Below are 19,416 nucleotides of genomic sequence, written 5' to 3'. Positions count from 1 at the left end.
CATGCGCCGACGCACCCTTCTCGCAGCGGGGATGGGCCTGGTAGCCGCAGGGACCACACCTGCCTTCGCGACCGGGGTCCGCCACGTCCTGCACGTCCGCCCCGGCGACTCCGTCCAAGCGGCCGTGGACGCGGTGACCGGGCCCGGCTGGACGATCGTCGTGCACCCGGGGACGTACCGCGAGGTCGTCAACATCCCTGCCGACAAGGCCGAGTTGACCGTGCGAGGCGCGTCCCGCGACCCGCGCGACGCCGTGATCGTCTACAACAACGCCAACGGCACCCAGAAGCCCGACGGCACCACGTACGGCACCGCCGGCTCCGCCACCTTCACCTCGGCGGCCCCCGGTCTGACCGTCCGCGACCTCACCCTCGCCAACGACTGGCTGCGCGCCGACCACCCCGACTTCACCGGCACGCAGGCGGTCGCGGCGTACCCGTACGGCGACCGCACCCACTTCGAGAACGTCCGTCTGCTGGCCCACCAGGACACCCTCTTCGTCGAGACGACCGCGCTCACCGCCTTCGACCGGCAGTACTTCCACCGCTGCTACATCGAGGGCGACGTCGACTTCGTCTTCGGGCGGGCGACGGCCGTCTTCGAGGAGTGCCACTTCCACACGCTGCAACGGGACGTCACCTTCACGCCCAAGGGCATGGTCTTCGCCCCGTCCACCGCCCGTGCCAACCCGTACGGCATCCTCGCCGTCCGCTCCCTCATCACCTCCGGTGCGGAGGACGCGGCGTACAAGCTGGCGCGGCCGTGGGTCCCGTCGTACGAGACGACCGCCTGGCCGTCCCTCGTCGTGCGGGACACCCGGATCGGGCCCGGCATCGACCCGGTAGCGCCCTACACCAACATGCGGGAGGCCTACCCCTGGCAGACCATGCGGTTCCGGGAGTACGCCAACTCCGGCCCGGGCGCGGTGATTTCGGTGCCGGAGAACCGGCCGCAGCTGACCGCGGAAGAGGCGGAACTGCACACCGAGAAGACGTACCTCGGCGACTGGCGACCCCGTGCGTAGGGCTGCCGCCGCCCTTCTCGCCGGTGTCTGCCTGCTGTGGGCCCCGGACGCCTCCGCCGCCGAGCGCGGCCCCGTCGGCTGGGCCACCGGCACCACCGGCGGGGCGGGCGGCACCACCTGGACGGTGCACACCCGCGCCGAGCTCAAGGAGGCCCTGACAAACGAAGGAGACCCCACCGCACCCAAGGTGATCCGGGTCGTCGGCGCCATCAACGGCCATGAGGCGGCCGACGGTTCACTGCTCGACGAGCAGGACTACGCGCCCGGCTACGACCTCGCCCGGTACATGTCCTGCTTCGGCGAGGACGGCACCACCTGGTCCGACACCCGCTACGACTACTGCAAGCAGCAGCGCCAGCTCCGGCAGACCGGGTCGAACAAGGAGAAGGCACAGATCCAGCTGACCGTGCCGAGCAACACCACGCTCGTCGGGGTCGGCGACGACGCCCGGCTCCTCGGTGTCTTCCTGACGGTCAACACCGGCACGAACATCGTCGTGCGGAACCTTCAACTCGAAGCCCCGGTCGACCACTTCACCAGCTGGTCGCCGGACGACGGGACGCAGGGCAACTGGAACGCCCGCTTCGACGCGATGACCGTCATCACCGGCAAGAACATCTGGGTCGACCACTGCACCTTCACCGACGGCCGCTTCCCGGACCGCGAGGCACCCCTCGGCTTTCGCGGCGAGCACGTCCAACGGCACGACGGGCTGCTCGACATCGAGGACGGCTCCGACTTCATCACGGTCTCCGACAGCCGGTTCACCGACCACGACAAGGCACTCCTCATCGGGTCGGGTGACGGGCGCGGCGACCGCGACCGCGGCCACCTCAAGGTGACCTTCGTCCGGAACCTGTTCACCGACATCGTGCAGCGCGGGCCCCGCGTCCGCTTCGGACAGGTGCACGTCGTCAACAACGTCTACCGCGGCCGGACTCCTCTCTACGCCCTGGGCGTGGGTCTGGAGTCCGCGATCTTCTCCGAGCGCAACGTGTTCGGCTATCCGGGCGGTGAGCCGTCGATCGCCGTCGCGGACTATGGCGGCGACCGCTTCCACGACACCGGCTCCTGGTTCAACGGCCGTCCGGCCCGGCTGAACGAGCTGGCGAACGGCCTGATCGACGACGTCGGCTGGGACCCGGCAGAGGCCTACGCGTACCGGGCGCTCACCTCCCGGTCGGCCGTCGAGCACCACGTCCTGACTCACGCCGGCCCGGGGAGGCCCTATGGGCACGCCTGACACCCTGTACCCGGCGCTGAAGAAGGAGCTCACCTTCCCCCTGGCCTGGGGCACTTCGCCTGTCCGGGACTTCCGTGACTGGCGGCTCATGGCCCGGGCCAAGGTCGAGGAACACCTCCTGATGGAGCGGCAGGACGAGACACCGTACGCGCCGGAGTACGGCGTACCGTCCCGGACCGACTCCTACACACAGGAGTTGGTGACCCTCTCCCTGACCCGTCACGAGCGCGTGCGAGGTGTCCTCCTCACCCCGCACGGCCCCGGCCCCTTCCCCGCCGTGCTCCTCTTCCACGACCACGGGGCCAAGTTCGACATCGGCAAGGAGAAACTCGTCCGCCCCTGGTACGACGTCACACGCCTCGCCTCCGCCCAGGCGTGGGCCGACAAGTACTTCAGCGGACGGTTCGTGGGCGACGAACTGGCCCGGCGCGGACATGTCGTGCTGTGCCTGGACGCTCCGGGCTGGGGGGATCGCGGTCCGATCGCCTACGAGCAACAGCAGGCCCTGGCAAGCAACTTCTACAACCTCGGCTCCTCGCTCGCCGGACTCATGGCCCGCGAGGACGCCCGCGCCGCCGGCTTCCTGGCCGGCCTGAACCGCGTGCGCCGGATCGCGGCCGTCGGGTTCTCCATGGGCGCCTACCGTGCCTGGCAGACCGCCGCGCTGAGCGACGACATCGCGGCCACCGCCGCCGTGTGCTGGATGACCGGGCTGAAGGAAATGATGGTGCCCGGCAACAACACCCTGCGCGGGCAGTCGTCGTACTACATGCTCCACCCGGGACTTCCCCGGTTCCTCGACTTCCCCGACGTGGCGGCCATCGCCGCCCCCAGGCCGATGTACTTCCTCGACGGCGCACAGGATCCGCTGTTCACCGCCGAGGGCATCGAGACGGCCTACGCCAAGCTGCGTGCCGTCTGGTCCTCCCGCCACGCCGAGGAGCGGCTCCGTACCGAGATCTGGCCGGGGCTCGGCCATGTCTTCACGCAGCCGATGCAGGACGAGGTCATCGACTGGCTCGACTCCGTCCTGTGAATCCCCATCCCCCCAAGAACGACGAAAGGACCCGCACTCCATGTCTCGTCGTACCGCTCTCACCGCCGCAACCGCCCTCGCGTTCGGCACCTGCCTCGCCGTCCTCCCCACCCAGGCCCAGGCCGCGACCGTCGTCGTCGACACCTCGGCCGAGCTGAGCAGTGCCCTCTCCAGCGCCACCGCCGGCACCGTCATCCAGGTCCGCGGCGGCACCTACTACCCGACGGCCACCCTCCAGTCCACGGCCAACGGCACCTCGTCCTCGCCCGTCCAGCTCACCGCGTACGGCTCGGAGACCGTGAAGATCGACGGGTCCTCGCTGCCCGACGGCGACTGGATCTTCAAGCTGACCGCCGACTACTGGAACGTCTCCAACATCACCTTCCAGAACTCCCCGGACAGCGCGGTCGTCTGCCAGTCCTGCACCGGGACGGTCTGGAACAACATCAAGACCATCAACGGCGGCGACTCCGGCTTCACGCTCACCGGCGACGGCACGGTCAACAACACGGTCAGGAACATCGACTCCTACGGCCACTACGACGCCGCCAACCACGGCGAGAACGCCGACGGCATCGCCGTGAAGTACGGCTCCGGCAGCGGGAATCTGATCACCGGGGCGCGCCTCTACAACAACTCGGACGACGGCCTCGACTTCTGGTCCTTCTCCTCGCCGGTCACCGTCGAGCACACCTGGGCCATGGGCAACGGCGTCAACCGCTGGTCCGACTCGTCCTTCGCGGGCGACGGCAACGGCTACAAGCTGGGCGGCGACGGTGAGGTGGTCGCGCACGTCATCAACAACTCGGCCGCCTGGGGCAACGCCGGCAACGGCTTCACCGAGAACTCCAACACCGGCGCGATCGTCATCAACCGCACCACCGCCTACGCCAACAGCAAGTGGGGCTACTACTTCGCCACCAGCTCCGCGAAGCTCGGCAAGAACCTCGCCGTCAGCAACGGCAGCGGTTCGGTGAACAAGGGCTCCTCGGTCACCTCGGCCGGCAACAACTGGGACAGCGGCATCAGCACCCCGTCCTTCGTCTCGACGGACGCGTCGACGACGTACAACGCCCGCAGTTCGAGCGGCACCCTGCCCGCGACGACGTTCCTGACGACGGGCAGCTCGACCATCGGCGCGACGATGAACTGACCAACCCGTACGCCCGTCAGGGCGCTTGACCCGATTTTTGCCTGTGCAGGAGGTCTCGATCAGGCAACGGGTCTCGCGCCCACCGGGGTGACGCGCGTAGAACTCCTGTCATGCATAAGCCACTGCGTATCGCAGCCGTCGCCACCGCCTGTGCTGTCGCCGGTGCCGCCCTGTACGGCGCCGGCGCGGCCACGGCCGGTCAGTCCACGGCGAACTCCACGCACGAGCCCTACAACATCGGGCTCCTGGTCAAGGACATCGACACCTACTACGGCACCACGCTCGACGCGAACGGTGTCTACCAGGCGTCCTCCGACAGCCCCTACGCCAAGGACCTGGCGGCCATCGACAAGGCCGCGAGGAAGTACATCGACCAGGCAAGCCGCAAGGCGGTCCACAAGGGCGAGAAGCCCGCGGTCGTCTTCGACATCGACGACACGCTGCTCCTCAGCCTCGACTACGAGAAGCGCTACAACTACACGTACAACTCGACCACTTGGGCCGACTACGTGAACAAGGCCGACCGCCCGGCCGTCTTCGGCAGCCCCGAGCTCGTGCAGTACGCCGAGAAGAAAGGCGTCGAGGTCTTCTACAACTCGGGTCTCAGCGAGGCGCAGCGTTCCGCCGCCGTCGAGAACCTGAAGAAGATCGGCGCCGATGTGAACCTCGACGCCGACCACGTGTTCCTCAAGGACAAGGCGAACCCACCGTCCTACCTGAGCGCCTGCGCCACGGCCGGCACCTGGAACTGCACGACCGTGCAGTACAAGTCCGGCACCCGCAAGCACATCGAGGAGGACCTCGGCTACGAGGTCATCGCCAACTTCGGCGACCAGTACTCGGACCTCGAGGGCGGGTACGCGGACAAGACGTACAAGCTGCCGAACCCGACGTACTTCGTCAGCTAGAACGCACTGGTTTCACCGACTCCAGGGTCGGCACCACCGGCTCGATGGACCCGTCCGCCCCGAACTCCAGGCGGTCGATCGTGGTCTCCCGGTGCATGCCGTCCCCGCCCGGCCTCCCCGGCCCGTTCAGGGCGAACCGGTGATAGACGATGTACCAGTCGTCGGTCCCGGGCGTGTTCACCACGGAGTGGTGGCCGGTGCCGAGGATGCCGTACTCGGGACGCTTGGACAGGATCGTCCCCTTCTTGGTCCACGGGCCGAGCGGGGACGGTCCCGTCGCGTAGGCGACGTGGTAGTTCTCGCTGCGGGTGTCGTCCTCGGACCACATGAAGTAGTACGTGCCGTTCCGCTTGATCACGAAGGATCCCTCGCGGAAGTTGTCGGGCGTGATGTCCCGCACCTTGCTCGCGTCGTACGACGTCATGTCGTCGTTCAGCGGTACGACGTACCCGTGGCCGTTGCCCCAGTACAGATATGCCTGGCCGTCGTCGTCCGTGAACACCGCCGGGTCGATCATCTGGCCTTGCAGCGAACCGCCCTTGGCGACCAGCGGCTTGCCCAGCGCGTCCTTGAAGGGGCCGGCGGGGGAGTCGGCCACCGCCACGCCGATCTGCTGCTCGGCACAGAAGTAGAAGTAGTACTTGCCGTCGCGCTCGGCGATCGCCGGCGCCCACGCGTACTTGTCGGCCCAGCTCACGTCCGGACCGAGGTCCAGGATGACGCCGTGGTCCGTCCAGTGGACCAGGTCCTTCGACGAGTAGGCCTTGAACTGCGTGCCGCCCCAGCCCTGGAAGCCGTCCGTCGTCGGATAGATCCAGTACTCGCCGTTCAGATAGTGCACGTCCGGGTCGGCGTTGAGGCCGGGGAGGGTCGGACTCCCGGTCCGTACCGCTTCGACGGTCCAGGTCCGTCTCGTGCCGTCCGCAGCCGTCACGGTGTACGTCTGCGGCTTGCGGAAGTCGCGCCGGGTACCGGACCTGGGGCTCAGCTGGGCCCCTTCACCCACCCAGAGCTTCGGAGCGAGGTCGCGCAGATCCGCGCCGGGCTGCATCGGCAGCACGACCTTCGACGCGGCCTCGGTGGCGATGGCGTAGCCCTTCTGGCCCTTCGCCGTGGCGTCCACGACCGAGGTGGGGGTCGACGGGTACGCGGCGAGGAGTCGGTCGTACTCCGCCTGCGTCACCGGCATCACGGTGCCGTGCCGCGGGCTCGCCGGCAGCTGGTAGTTCGTGGACATCGTCCACTTGCCGGAGTCGAGGTCGGTGGTCTCGAAGGGGACGTAGCCGCGGCCGCCGTACTCGTCGATGAACAGGTACCACTTCTTCTCGGTGTTCGACTTGAAGACCGTCGGCCCCTCGCCGCGGTCGATCGAGCCGCTGCCGATGCAGTCGGAGACGAAGTCGTACGAGGTGTCGGTGAGGCTCGTCGACTTCTCGCCGGTGATGAACTTCGAGCAGGGCGAGCTGGAGGACGGGTCGCGCTCGTCCTTGGTGTAGCGGTAGTAAGTGTCCTTGTACTTCACGACAGTTGAGTCGATGACGGAGTACCCCGGGTCGTCCCAGACCTTCGGCTCGCTGAAGGTGCGGAAGTCCTTCGTGGTCGCGTACAGCATCTTGTTGTACGTCGAGCCCGTGTGGTCGGGATCGTCGTCGGCGTACAGCTTCGACGCCCAGAAGACGACGTACTCGCCGAGCGAGTCGTCCCAGTAGGCCTCCGGCGCCCAGGTGTTGCCCGCGGTGTCCGGGGACACCTTCACCAGGCGCTGGTCGGTCCAGTGGACCAGGTCGGTGGACTCCCAGATCATGATCGACTTGCTGCCGTGCCGCTGGACGTCGTCCCAGCTGCCGCTGCTGTTCTGGTACATCCTGAGGTCGGTGGCGATCAGATAGAACTTGTCGCCCTCGGGGGAGCGGATCACGAACGGATCCCGCAGCCCTTTCTCCCCGATGGTGGACGTGAGGACCGGCTTGCCCTGGTTGAGCTCGCGCCAGTGCAGCGGGTCGTTGCCGCGGCTGAGGGCGTAGCGGATCTGCTCGCCGTCGGCGGTGCCCTCGCCGGTGAAGTAGGCGAAGAGGTAGCCGGCGTACTGGGACTGGTTCACGGGTGGTGCTCCGGATTGTGCGGGGGCGGTCGGTGCGGCCAGCAGGCTCAGGAGGAGGGCGAGGAACGGGACCAGGAGCGTGCGGGCGGTACGGCGTCTGCGGCGTCGCATGACACATCCTGTTGGGGTGTGGGGGTTTCTGTTGAGGTGGGGTCCTCGGAGTGTCATCGGACGAGGCCAGCGCGTCAATCGGTGCGGCTGGGGCGCGGGGGGATCGAAAGTTTCGGTTGTTCTCTCGTGGCACGGCAACCTTTTCTGACCATGGCGGCGACCAGATGTCAGAAGCGGGCCGGGGCGGCCCCTCCGGCCCGCTTCGTCCCCATCGCCTAGGAAAGGAAGCTCCGTGCTGCTCAGCACCGGACGCCACCGCCGGACCCGCACCCTCTCCATCGCCGCGGCCGTCGCCGTCGCCGCGGGGGCGGGCGGCGTCTACCTCGGCCTGTCGAACGGCGGCGCCCAGGCAGCCTCGACGACCGTCACCGTGTCCACCACCGCCCAGCTCGAGTCGGCCGTCAAGAACGCCACCGCCGGCACCACGATCCAGGTCCGCGCCGGCACCTACACCCCGGCCGCCACCCTCAAGTCCACGGCGAACGGCACCAGTTCGGCGCGGATCACGCTGCAGGCGTACGGCAGCGAGAAGGTGAAGATCGACGGGTCCAAGCTTGCCGCCGGCTCCTGGCTGGCCGGGATCTACGGTGATTACTGGACCGTTCAGAACATCACTTTCCAGAGCTCCCCGGCCCAGGGATTCGTCGTCACGTCCTCGGTCGGCGGCATCTTCAAGAACCTCGTCACCGCGAACAACGGCGACTCCGGGTTCACGCTGCGCGGCGACGGCACGACGAACAACCTCGTGCAGAACCTGGACAGTTACGGCAACTACGACCCCGCCGGGCACGGCCAGAACGCCGACGGCATCGCGGTGAAGTTCGGCTCCGGCACCGGCAACAAGATCACGGGTGCCCGCCTGTACAACAACTCCGACGACGGCCTCGACCTCTGGCAGTTCTCCTCGCCGGTCACCATCGAGCACACCTGGGCCTTCGGCAACGGCAAGAACCGCTGGAGCGATTCGGCCTTCGAGGGCAACGGCAACGGGTTCAAGCTGGGCGGCGGGGGTGTCACGGTCGCGCATGTCGTCAACAACAACGCGGCGTGGGACAACACGCTGAACGGGTTCACCGAGAACTCCAACCCGGGCGCGATCGTCCTCAACCGCAACACGGCCTACGCCAACGCGGAGGCGGGGTTCTACTTCGCCACGGGCAAGGCTCGGCTGGCGCGGAACCTGGCGGTGAGCAACAAGGGCGGGCTGTCGAAGCTGGGTTCGTCGACGGTGTCGGCGGCGAACAACTGGGACAGTGGTGTTTCCGCGCCCTCCTTCAAGTCCACGGACGCCGCCACGGCGTATGCCTCTCGGCAGTCGGGCGGGGCGTTGCCGTCGACGACGTTCTTGACCACCGGTTCTACGACTATCGGTTCCACCATGAACTGACTGTGGTTTGCGGGCTGCCGGCCGGCTGTGGCTGGTCGCGCAGTTCCCCGCGCCCCTGGTAAGCGAACGCCCCGTCGGTCGTCACCGACGGGGCGTTCGTGTGCCGGCCGAGGGGGGCTCTGACCGGCGCCGCTGGCTGAGGGGGGCTCAGGCCAGCAGATCGATGCAGTCGAACGACGTGCCCGGGCTGAGGTAGGCCGAGCCGGTCGAACCACTGACGATGTTGAGCTTCAGGATGTTGTACTGCGAGGTGTCCGTCTTCCATGCACTGGAAGGGACGTTGAAAGTGAACGTGTGGTTGTTCCCCCGGTACGAACCCGTGGTGAGAGAGCGGGTGTTGGGCTGGGTGGGAGCCGAGGGGATGGCCGAAACCCAGTCATTGATGGATACCCGCGGACGGCCGTTGAGGAACGCGTCCGTGACTCCGACCCGCAGCGTGTGCGCGGCAGCCGCCTGCGCCGCGGTCAGCTTGAAGTAGACGAGGACGCCGTCGTTGACGTCCTTCCAGACGTACGCCGGGAAGGAGGCGGCCTCGCTGCCGCTGCCGATGGTGACGTTGCCGGTCCACTTCGTCGCGCGGGCGTCGGAGGGATGCGCGTACGTCATCAGCTGGGCGTTCTTGAAGCCGCCGGGCGTGCCGTCCCAGTCGCCGAGCCGCCAGAGGGTCGAAGCAGTGGACGGGTCGCCCGTGATGGTGAGGCTGTGCAGGGACGTCGTACTCCCCGCCGTCACCTTCACCGAGGCGGTGTGCACGGCGAGTTCGCCCTTGAAGACGGTCAGCGTGTACGTCCCCGGCAGCATCCCCTTGCAGGAGAACGCACCCGTGCCGGCCGCGGCCTTCGCCCAGTACTGCGCGTCCGCGTTGGCGAAGCCCACCGTGTACGCGTACTTGGCGTCCATGCCCTTCAGGCCGACGCCCGCCACCTTGCCGCGGCCGGCCGCGCCGACCCAGCCGGTGATGCCGAGCCCGTCCACCCAGGAGGTGTCGAGGTTGGCGTGGAAGAGGGAGGACGAGGGCGTACCGCCGTCGGTGAAGGCGAGCACGTACGGGCCCTGGAGGCCGAAGCGTTGCGCCTCCGTCTGGGCCTGGTTGTAGTGCAGGATCTCGTACAGCGCGGCGCCGCCCTCGTTCGAGTGGCGCAGCAGCGAGCGGTAGAACGGGCCGCCGGAGGCCTTCTCGTGGTTGGAGCGGACGACCCACAGACCCACCGAGCCGGTCGTGAAGCCGACGTGGTCGTAGTCGATGACCCGCTTGCCCGAGTAGTGCTTCGAGTGGGTCGTGCCGTCCGACCGCTTCCACACGTCCCCGGCCTCGATCACCGAGTCGGAGGCCTCGATCCAGGTGTCCGATCCCTCGTTCGGGAAGATCCCGGGCTTGAGGCGGACGATGTAGCGGGTCGCCGTGAAGGAGGCGTCCGCCTTGTTCGTCCAGACGTAGACGTTGTTCTGGCCGCTGCGGGCCGCGTACCACTGGGTGATCGCGCCGTGTACGACCTTCACGAGGACCGTCGAGCCCGACTGCTTGATCGTGACCGTCGAGGCGCCGAGACCCGATTCGACGTGCGAGTGCTTGCCGCCGTAGCCCTCGTACTCCTTGCCCTTGTAGGCGAGGGACGTGATGTCGCCGGTCGACTTGGAGACCTTGAAGACGAGTGAGGCCCCGGTGTCGATGACGTAGTTCGTGCCGTCGTCCTTGTATCCGAAGGTCGCGGCGGACGCGGACGTGAGGAGGCCGGTGCCGCCCGCGACGGCGGCGCCGGTGGCGGCGACGCCGATCGCGGAGGCCCCGAGCACCCGTCGGCGCGTGAGGTGTCTCTTGTGCGTGCTCAAGGGGATGGCTCCGTCATGCTTGAAGGTTCACTCACTCGTACGAGATGTCAGAGGACGAGAAGTTGCACGAGGTTCCGTCGGCCCCGGTGCCGATCTCCGTCGGCTCCGCGCCCGTGTTGTTGCCCTTGAAGCGGGTGCACGTCTTGATCTTCTTGCTGCTGTCGCCGTGGATGCGGATCTTGCGCAGCGCGGCCGTGTCGCCGTAGTTGGAGTTGACGCCGACGATCGACTTGCCGGGCGCGGTGATGTCCACGTCGTTGATGATGATCGTGCGCTTGTACTGCGTCTTGCAGTTGCCGCAACTGCGCACCAGCTTGCCGAAGTTCTCGACCTGGAACTTGGTGACGACGAGCCTTCCGGCGCCGTTGAACTGCAGGACCTTGTCCGAGGCGTTCTTCGCGCCGCCGCCGTAGACCGTGTACACGGCCGAGGAGGACTTGCCCTTGAAGCTCGCGGCGTCCTCGCCGACGTCGAGCCACCACACGTTCTGCAGGGTGCAGCTGCCCGTGCAGTGGACGCCGTCCGCGGCCGGGGTGCCGATGATCACGTTCTTGAGGGTCGCGCCGTCGGCGAGCTCGAAGATCGGGTCCTGGCCCTCGTCCTGGCTGTCGCCGCCGAGGTCGCCGGAGCCGTAGAACTTCGTGAGCTTGCCGTCGTAGGTGCCGGACACCTTGATCGTCGACGACACGGCCTTGCTGCCGTTCGCAGTCGGCCAGGAGGCGGCCGCGCCCGCGGAGGAGAGCATCGTCGACGTGACGATGGCTGCACCCGTGATGCCGAGGGCCGAGACTCCGGCGATCACCGCCCGGCGCTTCGAGGGCCGGCGGCGGTGGCGGACGAGCTGTTCAGCTGGTGCAGTCATGCCCATTCCTTGCGTGGGAGAGGAACCTTGCGCTTCCTGGTCGCCACTCGTGAGGAAAGGGTTGCCGAGCCTGACGAGATTCTTTACGAATCCCCTTCGTCCGTCGCCTCGTTGTCGTCCTGGGCCGCGAAGTCGCCCTTCACGGCGAGCTGTTCGGACCCGGCCGTGGCCGACGCGAGGTAGGCGTCGTCCTTCGCGTCCCGGCCGCCGCGCTCATGGTTGTACTGGCCCGCGAACACCCACTCGCCCTTCGGGACCGTACGGCCCTCCTTGAGCACCCAGGTGTAGACGAGGAAGCCGTCCTGCTCGCCGACCGTCAGCGTGAAGTCGTCCTCGGGCAGCGAGCGCCAGGCGCCGGCGCTGGTGATGCCGCCGGTCTGCGCGATCTTCAACTGGACGGTGAGCGCGGTGAGTTGTTCGGACGTCTTGAAGGTCAGGTTGCTCTGCGCCCAGAAGTCGTTGCTGTGCGGGTCGACCGAGCCGTCCGACCACAGGGGGCCGTCCTCGTTGCCCTTGGCGGCGGGCGGCTGGGCGGAGGAACTTGCCGTCGGCGAGGGGGACTTGCTGGACTCGCGGGTCTCCTGCGGAGTGCTGCTCGGCGTCGGATCCACCGGCGGGACGGGCGCGCGGCTCGTCGCGTCCGGCGACGGAGTGGGCGTCCCCGTGGACGCGACCGTCCCCTGCGCCGGGTTCTCGTCCTTCACGGCGGACGCCACCGCGTAACCGCCGACGCCCAGCACACAGGCGACCGCGGCGGTGGCGCTCACCACCCGCACCCAGCCGAACACCGGCGGACGGGTCGCCCGGTGATCGGCGCGGGTCTGCTCGATCATGCCGCGCTCGACGCGGGCCAGGATGCGCGCGCGGTCGGGCTCGTGCTCCCCGGCCGCCTCGTGCAGCCGGGTGCGCAGCTCGTCGTGCACGTCCCGCGGCATGGTCATCGGTTCCTTCCTCCGGCTTCGGAGGTGCGTGCCATCGCGGCGTGCACCTTCAGCGGAGCTTCCTGCGTTCCGAGCAGCCGCTGCAGCTCGGCCATTCCCTTCGAGGTCTGGCTCTTAACCGTACCGACAGTTACCCCGAGGGCGAGAGCGGTGTCCTTCTCCGAGAGATCGAACGCGTGCCGCAGTACCACGCAGGCTCTCTTGCGGAACGGCAGTCTGCGCAGCGCCTCCTGGACGTCGACCACGCCCGCCACGTCCGGGTTCTCGGTCTTCTCCTCGCGCTGCGACCAGAACAGGGCGATACGCCGCCGTTCGCGGACCGCGCTGCGGATCCGGGTGCGGGCCAGGTTGGCGACGACCCCGCGGGCGTACGCCGCCGGGTGGTCGGCCGCGCGCACCCGGTCCCAGCGGTGCCAGAGCGCCAGCAGCGCGTCCGCCGCCAGATCGTCCGCGGCGTCCGACTCGCCCGTCAACAGGTGGGCGAGGCGCGACAGTTCGGCATAGTGGCGCTCGAAGAAGGCGTGAAACTCCACGGAGGCGGCGTCGTCGACGACTGTGCCCACGGGCGAGACCTCCTTGTGCCTGTCATGTGAATGACACGTGATCATCCGGAGGTGATCCGGACGAGATCCGGAAGCGTAGCAGTGATCAACTGCTTGATTCGTACAGGGCATCGAACGGAGTCTGACGGGCCGACCCCCGATTCCGTAACACGGAGAAAACCTGAAGAGCGTTCAACGCGGGAACAATCCAGCCAGCATCCGCACACAGATCATTCAGGCAACAAGGAGCAACAACCATGTCCGAGACCCAGAAGGTGGCCGACCGGGCGAGTGCCCCGCCACCGGGGGCGAACAGCGTCGACCGGTTCTTCAAGATCTCCGAGCGAGGGTCCTCCTTCGCCCGTGAGATACGCGGCGGCTTCGCCACCTTCTTCACGATGGCCTACATCCTTGTCCTGAATCCGATCATCCTCGGCAGCGCGAAGGACAAGTTCGGCCACCAGCTCGACGCGGTCCAACTGACCACCGCCACCGCCCTGGTGGCAGCGGTCATGACGATCATCATGGGCGTCGGCGGCAATCTGCCCCTCGCCCTCGCCGCCGGCCTCGGACTGAATGCAGTCGTCGCCTTCCAGATCGCCCCGCTGATGAGCTGGGACGACGCGATGGGCCTGGTCGTCCTCGAAGGCCTGCTGATCTGCGTCCTGGTGGTGACCGGCCTGCGCGAGGCCGTCATGCACGCCATCCCGCAGGCGCTCAAGCAGGCGATCAGTGTCGGCATCGGCCTGTTCATCGCCTTCATCGGCTTCGTCGACGCCGGCTTCGTCAGCCGCATTCCGGACATCGCGAGCACCACGGTCCCGGTCCAGCTCGGCGCCACCGGCACCCTCACCGGGTGGCCGATTCTCGTCTTCTGTCTCGGCGTGCTGCTGACCATCGGACTGCTCGCCCGCAAGGTCAAGGGCGCCATCCTGATCAGCATCGTGACCATGACGATCGTCGCGATGATCATCAACTCGATCGCCGACATCAAGGCCTGGGGCCTGACCACGCCCGCGTGGCCCGACAAGCTGGTCGACACCCCCGACTTCGGGCTGATCGGTCACTTCAGCCTGTTCGGCGCCTTCGACGCGGCCGGGGTCGGCGTCGTCACCGTCGTCCTGCTGATCTTCACGCTGATCCTGTCCGACTTCTTCGACACCATGGGCACGGTCGTCGGCATCAGCGCCGAGGCCGGCCTGCTGGACGAGGAGGGCAAGGTGCCCAACCTCGGCCGGGTCCTGCTCATCGACGGTGCGGCGGCGGTCGCGGGCGGCGCGGCCTCGTCCTCCTCCGCCACCTCCTACATCGAGTCGGCGGCGGGCGTCGGCGAGGGCTCGCGGACGGGCTTCTCGAACCTGATCACCGGCGGCCTGTTCGCGCTCGCCCTGTTCCTGACCCCGCTGCTCACCATCGTCCCGCTCCAGGCGGCCGCCCCGGCCCTGGTCGCCGTCGGCTTCCTGATGATGACCCAGGTCAAGCACATCGACTGGGACAAGTACGAGATCGCGATCCCGGCGTTCCTGACCATCGCCGTCATGCCGTTCACCTACTCGATCACCAACGGCATCGGCGCGGGCTTCCTCGCCTACGTCGTGATCAAGACGGTCCTCGGCAAGGCCAAGGAGATCCACTGGCTGTTGTGGGGCACCTCGGTGATGTTCCTGATCTACTTCGCGATCAACCCGATCGAGCAGATCCTCGGCGTGAAGTGACGCACTGACCTGCACGGGTGAAGGGCCGTCCTCCAGGGGTGAGAGGACGGCCCTTCGGTGTGGGGACGGGGCTCAGTTCACTTCAGCGCGGCCTGCATCATGGCCTTCGCGACCGGCGCCGCCAGCCCGTTGCCGCTGACCTCCGACCGGGCCGCGTCCGACTGCTCGACGAGGACCGCGACGGCGACCTCCTTGCCGGTCGAGTCCGACTTGCCGTACGACGTGAACCAGGCGTACGGCGTCTCGCTGTTGTTCTCGCCGTGCTGGGCGGTACCTGTCTTGCCGCCCACTGTCACACCGTCGATTCGAGCATTCGTGCCGGTGCCCTCCTCGACGACCGTCTGCATCGCCGACTGCAGTTGCTCGGCGGTGGAGGAGCTGACGATCTCCGTGGTGTCCGCCTCGTCGTCGTAGTTCTTGAGGACGTCACCACCGCTGTCGGTGATCGTCGACACCATGTGCGGCGAGACCAGCTTGCCGCCGTTGGCTATGGCCGCGGACACCATGGCCATCTGGAGCGGGGTGGCCGTGACGTCGAACTGGCCGATGCCGGTCAGGGCGGTCGACGACTTGTCCATGTCGGAGGGGTAGACGCTCTCGTAGGCCCGCACGGGCACGTCCTGCGTCTTGTTGTTGAAGCCGAACTTCTCGGCCATCGCCCTGAGCTTGTCCTGCCCGAGATCCGAGGCCATCTTCGCGAAGACGTTGTTGCAGGAGTACTGCAGCGCGGTGCGGATCGTGGCGTTCTCGCAGGGCGCGGACGAGTTCTCGTTCTTCAGCACGGTCGTCGTGCCCGGCAGTGTGTACGGATCCGGACTGTCGGTCTTCTCGTCCACCGACGAGTACAGGCCGTCCTCCAGCGCGGCTGCCGCCACGACCAGCTTGAACGTCGAGCCCGGTGCGACCGGCTGGCGCAGCGCGCGGTTGGTCAGCGGCTTGTCCGAGTCCTTGGTCAGCTTCTTCCAGGCCGTCCCGGCGGTGTTGGCGTCGGTGAGCGAGGAGGGGTCGTACGACGGGGTCGACACGACCGCCAGGATCTTGCCGGTCGTCGGGTCGATCGCGACGGCCGCGCCCTTCGTGTCGCCGAGCGCGTTGTACGCCGCCTTCTGCACGGCCGGGTCGATCGTGGTCACCACGTTGCCCGGTTCGGCCCGCTGGTTGGTGACGGTGTCCATGACGTTCGTCAGCCGGCTGTCCGTGCCGTTCAGCAGGTCGGCGTAGATGCCCTCCAGCTGGGTCGGCGCGTAGGCCTGCGAGGCGTAGCCCGTCACCGCGGCGTACAGCTCGCCGTTCGTGTACGTGCGTTTGTACTTGAGGTCGCTGTCCTTCGTGCGTGCGGAACCGGTGATCGCGTCTCCGGCCACGATGATGTTCCCGAGTGGCGAGGAGTACGTCTCGATCGCGTTCCGTCGGTTGTCGTTGTCGTCCGCGAGTGCCTGGCCGTCGTAGAACTGCACCCAGGTCGCCCGCACCAGCAGAGCGAACACCAGGAGCAGCGCGAAGACCGATGCGCGCCTGATCGTCTTGTTCATCCCGCTTGGAAGACGATCAGGGGGAAGCGAATCGTTCCCATGCGCCCGGTTTTCTCATCGTACGTTCATGCGTCCAGGGTCAGGACGACCTCGTCGATCTCCTCGCCGCGGGCGTTCGCGTACCCGCTGGCCCGGGCGGTCACCCGGAAACCGCACTTCTCCAGGACGCGCCGCGAACCGGCGTTGTCCGCCGCCGCACGCGCGTACAACGGGCGTTCCGGAACCTCCGCGATCAGGAGCCGCAGCGCGGTCGTCGCGATGCCCCGCCCCCAGTACGCGCGGTCGATCCAGTACGTCACCTCGCGCTCGCCCGGCTCGCCGTAGACCGCCGCGCTGCCCACCACGTCCCCGTCCACCAGGATCGTGCGGTGTACGGCGTCCGAGGCCCGGACGCGTTTCCAGTGGGCGTCGAACGTGTCCCGGTCTGCCGGGTCTTTCGGGGTGAACGCGGCCATACGCAGGGACTCGGGATCGTTCATCTGCCGGAAGAAGACCGGCAGATCACTGTCGTGGACCTCTCGGAGCGCGATCTGCATGCCTCAGAGCCTACGGGTGGCCAGTGTCAGCCGGTCCCGGGCGTCGAACAGCGCGTCCTTCACCATCTGCTCGTGCGCGGGGGTCAATCGCGCCACCGGCACCGAGCAGCTGATCGCGTCACGGGCCGGCGTGCGGTACGGGATCGCCACGCCGAAGCAGCGCAGCCCCAGCGTGTTCTCCTCGCGGTCCACGGAGAAGCCCTGCTCCCGGATCTGGTGCAGCTCCTCGATGAGCTTCTCCCGGTCGGTGATCGTGTGCTCGGTGAGCGCGGGGAGGGTCTCCGGCAGCATCTTGCGGACCTGCTCGTCGGAGTAGGTGCTCAGCAGCGCCTTGCCGAGGGAGGTGGAGTGCGCCGGGAGCCGGCGGCCGACCCGCGTGAAGGGGCGCAGGTAGTGCTGCGACTGCCTGGTGGCGAGGTAGACGACGTTCGTGCCGTCCAGACGCGCCAGGTGGATGGTCTCCGTGGTGTCGTCGGAGAGTCGGTCCAGCGTAGGGCGGGCCGCCGCGACCACCTCGTCGCCGTCGATGTACGAGGTGCCGACGAGCAGCGCCCGCACCCCGATGCCGTACCGCGTGCCCGTCGCGTCCGTCTCCACCCAGCCCAGCTCCACGAGCGTGCGCAGCAGCATGTACAGGCTGGACTTGGGGTACCCGACGGCCTCCTGGACCGCCGCGAGGGAGTGCATACCGGGGCGTCCGGCAAAGTATTCGAGCAGCTCAACCGTCCGCACCGCGGACTTGACCTGAGCCCCGCCCCCCGTCTCGCCTGCCGACATCGCCCTAGACCCCTTCGTTCGACGAGAAGCTGAAGATATAGTCTCCAACAGCATATTCATCATCAGAGACGGCGTTCAGTATATCGAACGACCCTGGTGAATGACCCAGATACACGTGGAGGGACCCGCGGTGGCAGCAGCACCAGTCTGGAGTGTCGACCCCCGAACCGGGAAGCAGCGTGAACAGGTCGCGGTGGAGGCCACGGCCCAGGAAGTGGACACCACCGTCCGCGCCGCCCACGCCGCACGCGCCTCCCTCGCCGACCGCACGGTCCGCTCGGCCTTCCTGCGCACCGCCGCGGCGAAGCTGGAGGCGGCCAAGGACCAGCTCGTCGAGGCCGCCGACGCGGAGACCGCGCTCGGCCCGGTCCGGCTGACCGGCGAACTCGCCCGCACCTGCTATCAGTTGCGGTCCTTCGCGGACACCGTCGACGAGGGCGACTTCCTCGGGGTGGTCATCAACCACCCCGACGGCACTGCGACCCCGCCGATCCCGGACCTGCGCCGCTACAAGGTCCCGCTGGGCGTCGTCGCCGTCTACTCGGCCTCCAACTTCCCCTTCGCCTTCTCCGTCGCAGGCGGCGACTCCGCGAGCGCGCTGGCCGCGGGCAACCCGGTCGTCGTCAAGGCCCACCCCGACCACCCGGCCCTGTCCGAGCTGGTCGCGGCGGTCCTGCGCCGGGCCGCCGCGGCGCACGACATCCCCGAGGGTGTCGTCGGCCTCGTGCACGGCTTCGAGGCGGGCATCGAGCTGATCAAGCACCCGCTGATCTCGGCGGCCGGCTTCACCGGTTCCATCCGGGGCGGCCGGGCCCTCTTCGACGCGGCCGCGGCCCGTCCGGTGCCGATCCCGTTCCACGGCGAGCTGGGCTCGCTGAACCCCGTCGTCGTCACCGAGGCCGCCGCCGCCGAGCGCGCGGAGGCCATCGGCACCGGGCTCGCGGGCTCGATGACCCTGGGCGTCGGCCAGTTCTGCGTGAAGCCGGGCCTCGTGCTGGTACCGGCCGGTGCCGCGGGCGACGGCCTGGTCAAGTCGCTCACGGACGCCGTCAGCGACACCGACCCGGGTGTCCTGCTGGACCACCGGATGCGGGACAACTTCGTCGCGGGCGTCGCCGAGCGCACACAGCTGCCGGACGTCGATTCGCCGGTCACCCCCGGTGCGGGCAGCGAGCACACGGTGAGCGCGGGCTTCCTGACGGTGGCGGCCGGCAGGCTGGCGCAGGAGGGGGAGTACGACCTCCTGCTGGAGGAGTGCTTCGGCCCGGTGACCGTGGTCGCCCGCTACGAGGACGATGCCGAGGTGCGGGCCGTGCTGTCGCGGCTGCCGGGCAACCTCACGGCGACGGTTCAGCTGTCCGCGGAGGAGGCGGCCGGTGAGGGCCGTGGCGCGGAGATCCTCGCGGAGCTGACGCCGCTGGCGGGTCGTGTGCTGGTGAACGGGTGGCCGACGGGAGTTGCCGTGGCCGCGGCCCAGCATCACGGGGGTCCGTACCCGGCGACGACCTCCACATCGACGTCGGTCGGCGGTACGGCAGTTGAGCGTTGGCTGCGGCCGGTGGTGTACCAGACCACCCCTGAGGCGCTGCTTCCGCCGGAGCTTCGGGATGACAACCCGTTGGGGCTTCCTCGCCGGTTCAACGGACAGCTGGAGCGATAGCGCCGTTGGGGCGCGGGTCGTCTGCGGGCTGCCCGCCGCGTGTGGCTGGTCGCGCCCA

Annotated in this window: 16 protein-coding genes; 8 read left to right on the top strand and 8 right to left on the bottom strand. The window is 68.2% G+C overall.

Translation table 11 applies throughout. The annotated features are described in order from the left end of the window. Window position 1: 1 nt before the first annotated feature. The 5 genes from IG08_RS0136080 (at window position 2) to IG08_RS0136060 (ending at window position 5,364) form a co-directional block, all read left to right on the top strand. Window positions 2–1,024 (top strand): pectinesterase family protein, encoded by a 1,023-nt coding sequence (locus IG08_RS0136080; RefSeq protein WP_030612723.1) that lies wholly within the window; start codon window positions 2–4, stop codon window positions 1,022–1,024. Beyond that, the gene (locus IG08_RS0136075; RefSeq protein WP_030612720.1) at window positions 1,017–2,267 is read left to right on the top strand and encodes a pectate lyase family protein; all 1,251 of its coding nucleotides are present in this window, start codon (window positions 1,017–1,019) and stop codon (window positions 2,265–2,267) included. The genes IG08_RS0136080 and IG08_RS0136075 overlap by 8 nt, the downstream gene beginning before the upstream one ends. Then, a complete protein-coding gene (locus IG08_RS0136070) occupies window positions 2,254–3,303 on the top strand; it encodes a dienelactone hydrolase family protein (RefSeq protein ID WP_030612717.1) in 1,050 nt (349 codons plus the stop codon). Before IG08_RS0136075 ends, IG08_RS0136070 begins: the two co-directional genes overlap by 14 nt. Window positions 3,304–3,343: 40 nt before the next feature. Continuing rightward, entirely contained in the window at window positions 3,344–4,456 is a 1,113-nt protein-coding gene (locus IG08_RS0136065; protein ID WP_030612713.1) for a right-handed parallel beta-helix repeat-containing protein, read from the top strand. Window positions 4,457–4,566: 110 nt separating this feature from the next. Further along, on the top strand, window positions 4,567–5,364 hold the full coding sequence (locus IG08_RS0136060) for an HAD family acid phosphatase (protein WP_030612710.1): 798 nt from the start codon (window positions 4,567–4,569) through the stop codon (window positions 5,362–5,364). Here the strand turns inward: IG08_RS0136060 and IG08_RS0136055 are convergent. Then, complete coding sequence (locus IG08_RS0136055) at window positions 5,357–7,576, bottom strand: glycoside hydrolase family 43 protein (RefSeq protein ID WP_030612707.1); 2,220 nt, start codon at window positions 7,574–7,576, stop codon at window positions 5,357–5,359. The two genes, IG08_RS0136060 and IG08_RS0136055, sit on opposite strands and share 8 nt — an antisense overlap. A 232-nt stretch (window positions 7,577–7,808) precedes the next feature. On the opposite strand from IG08_RS0136055, the gene IG08_RS0136050 reads away from it, so the two are divergent. Continuing rightward, a complete protein-coding gene (locus IG08_RS0136050; RefSeq protein ID WP_030612704.1) occupies window positions 7,809–8,963 on the top strand; it encodes a right-handed parallel beta-helix repeat-containing protein in 1,155 nt (384 codons plus the stop codon). A gap of 147 nt (window positions 8,964–9,110) precedes the next feature. Here IG08_RS0136050 and IG08_RS0136045 read toward each other — a convergent pair whose 3' ends face one another. From IG08_RS0136045 to IG08_RS0136030, 4 genes are all read right to left on the bottom strand, one after another. Continuing rightward, complete coding sequence (locus tag IG08_RS0136045) at window positions 9,111–10,793, bottom strand: rhamnogalacturonan lyase B N-terminal domain-containing protein (protein ID WP_030612701.1); 1,683 nt, start codon at window positions 10,791–10,793, stop codon at window positions 9,111–9,113. Window positions 10,794–10,824: 31 nt separating this feature from the next. Beyond that, window positions 10,825–11,655, bottom strand: coding sequence for a pectate lyase (locus IG08_RS0136040; protein WP_030612699.1), 831 nt, complete (start codon window positions 11,653–11,655; stop codon window positions 10,825–10,827). Between the two features lie 83 nt (window positions 11,656–11,738). Beyond that, the gene (locus tag IG08_RS0136035) at window positions 11,739–12,596 is read right to left on the bottom strand and encodes a hypothetical protein (protein WP_030612696.1); all 858 of its coding nucleotides are present in this window, start codon (window positions 12,594–12,596) and stop codon (window positions 11,739–11,741) included. Next, entirely contained in the window at window positions 12,593–13,159 is a 567-nt protein-coding gene (locus IG08_RS0136030; protein WP_030612693.1) for a SigE family RNA polymerase sigma factor, read from the bottom strand. Before IG08_RS0136030 ends, IG08_RS0136035 begins: the two co-directional genes overlap by 4 nt. 236 nt (window positions 13,160–13,395) lie before the next feature. Here IG08_RS0136030 and IG08_RS0136025 point away from each other — a divergent pair, with 236 nt between their 5' ends. Further along, window positions 13,396–14,853 (top strand): NCS2 family permease, encoded by a 1,458-nt coding sequence (locus IG08_RS0136025; RefSeq protein ID WP_030612689.1) that lies wholly within the window; start codon window positions 13,396–13,398, stop codon window positions 14,851–14,853. A 77-nt stretch (window positions 14,854–14,930) separates the two neighbouring features. Here the strand turns inward: IG08_RS0136025 and IG08_RS0136020 are convergent, their stop codons facing one another. The 3 genes from IG08_RS0136020 to IG08_RS0136010 all read right to left on the bottom strand — a co-directional run bounded on the left by IG08_RS0136020 (window position 14,931) and on the right by IG08_RS0136010 (window position 17,698). After that, window positions 14,931–16,385, bottom strand: a complete 1,455-nt coding sequence (locus IG08_RS0136020) for a peptidoglycan D,D-transpeptidase FtsI family protein (RefSeq protein WP_030612686.1) — start codon at window positions 16,383–16,385, stop codon at window positions 14,931–14,933. A gap of 65 nt (window positions 16,386–16,450) precedes the next feature. Continuing rightward, window positions 16,451–16,921, bottom strand: a complete 471-nt coding sequence (locus IG08_RS0136015) for a GNAT family N-acetyltransferase (protein WP_030612683.1) — start codon at window positions 16,919–16,921, stop codon at window positions 16,451–16,453. Between the two features lie 3 nt (window positions 16,922–16,924). Beyond that, complete coding sequence (locus IG08_RS0136010; protein WP_030612680.1) at window positions 16,925–17,698, bottom strand: IclR family transcriptional regulator; 774 nt, start codon at window positions 17,696–17,698, stop codon at window positions 16,925–16,927. A 130-nt stretch (window positions 17,699–17,828) separates the two neighbouring features. Here IG08_RS0136010 and IG08_RS0136005 point away from each other — a divergent pair, with 130 nt between their 5' ends. Further along, window positions 17,829–19,358, top strand: coding sequence for an aldehyde dehydrogenase (NADP(+)) (locus IG08_RS0136005; protein WP_106981097.1), 1,530 nt, complete (start codon window positions 17,829–17,831; stop codon window positions 19,356–19,358). Window positions 19,359–19,416 lie beyond the last annotated feature (58 nt).

The organism is Streptomyces fulvoviolaceus (assembly GCF_000718165.1).
GTDB classification, from domain to species: domain Bacteria; phylum Actinomycetota; class Actinomycetes; order Streptomycetales; family Streptomycetaceae; genus Streptomyces; species Streptomyces fulvoviolaceus.
This window is presented reverse-complemented; position numbering and strand designations above follow the sequence as displayed.

Coding starts and splice junctions, on each gene's coding strand:
- IG08_RS0136080 (WP_030612723.1), top strand. CDS start 2: ATGCGCCGACGCACCCTTCTCGCAGCGGGGATGGGCCTGGTAGCCGCA.
- IG08_RS0136070 (WP_030612717.1), top strand. CDS start 2,254: ATGGGCACGCCTGACACCCTGTACCCGGCGCTGAAGAAGGAGCTCACC.
- IG08_RS0136065 (WP_030612713.1), top strand. CDS start 3,344: ATGTCTCGTCGTACCGCTCTCACCGCCGCAACCGCCCTCGCGTTCGGC.
- IG08_RS0136060 (WP_030612710.1), top strand. CDS start 4,567: ATGCATAAGCCACTGCGTATCGCAGCCGTCGCCACCGCCTGTGCTGTC.
- IG08_RS0136055 (WP_030612707.1), bottom strand. CDS start 7,576: ATGCGACGCCGCAGACGCCGTACCGCCCGCACGCTCCTGGTCCCGTTC.
- IG08_RS0136040 (WP_030612699.1), bottom strand. CDS start 11,655: ATGACTGCACCAGCTGAACAGCTCGTCCGCCACCGCCGCCGGCCCTCG.
- IG08_RS0136035 (WP_030612696.1), bottom strand. CDS start 12,596: ATGACCATGCCGCGGGACGTGCACGACGAGCTGCGCACCCGGCTGCAC.
- IG08_RS0136025 (WP_030612689.1), top strand. CDS start 13,396: ATGTCCGAGACCCAGAAGGTGGCCGACCGGGCGAGTGCCCCGCCACCG.
- IG08_RS0136020 (WP_030612686.1), bottom strand. CDS start 16,385: ATGAACAAGACGATCAGGCGCGCATCGGTCTTCGCGCTGCTCCTGGTG.
- IG08_RS0136015 (WP_030612683.1), bottom strand. CDS start 16,921: ATGCAGATCGCGCTCCGAGAGGTCCACGACAGTGATCTGCCGGTCTTC.
- IG08_RS0136010 (WP_030612680.1), bottom strand. CDS start 17,698: ATGTCGGCAGGCGAGACGGGGGGCGGGGCTCAGGTCAAGTCCGCGGTG.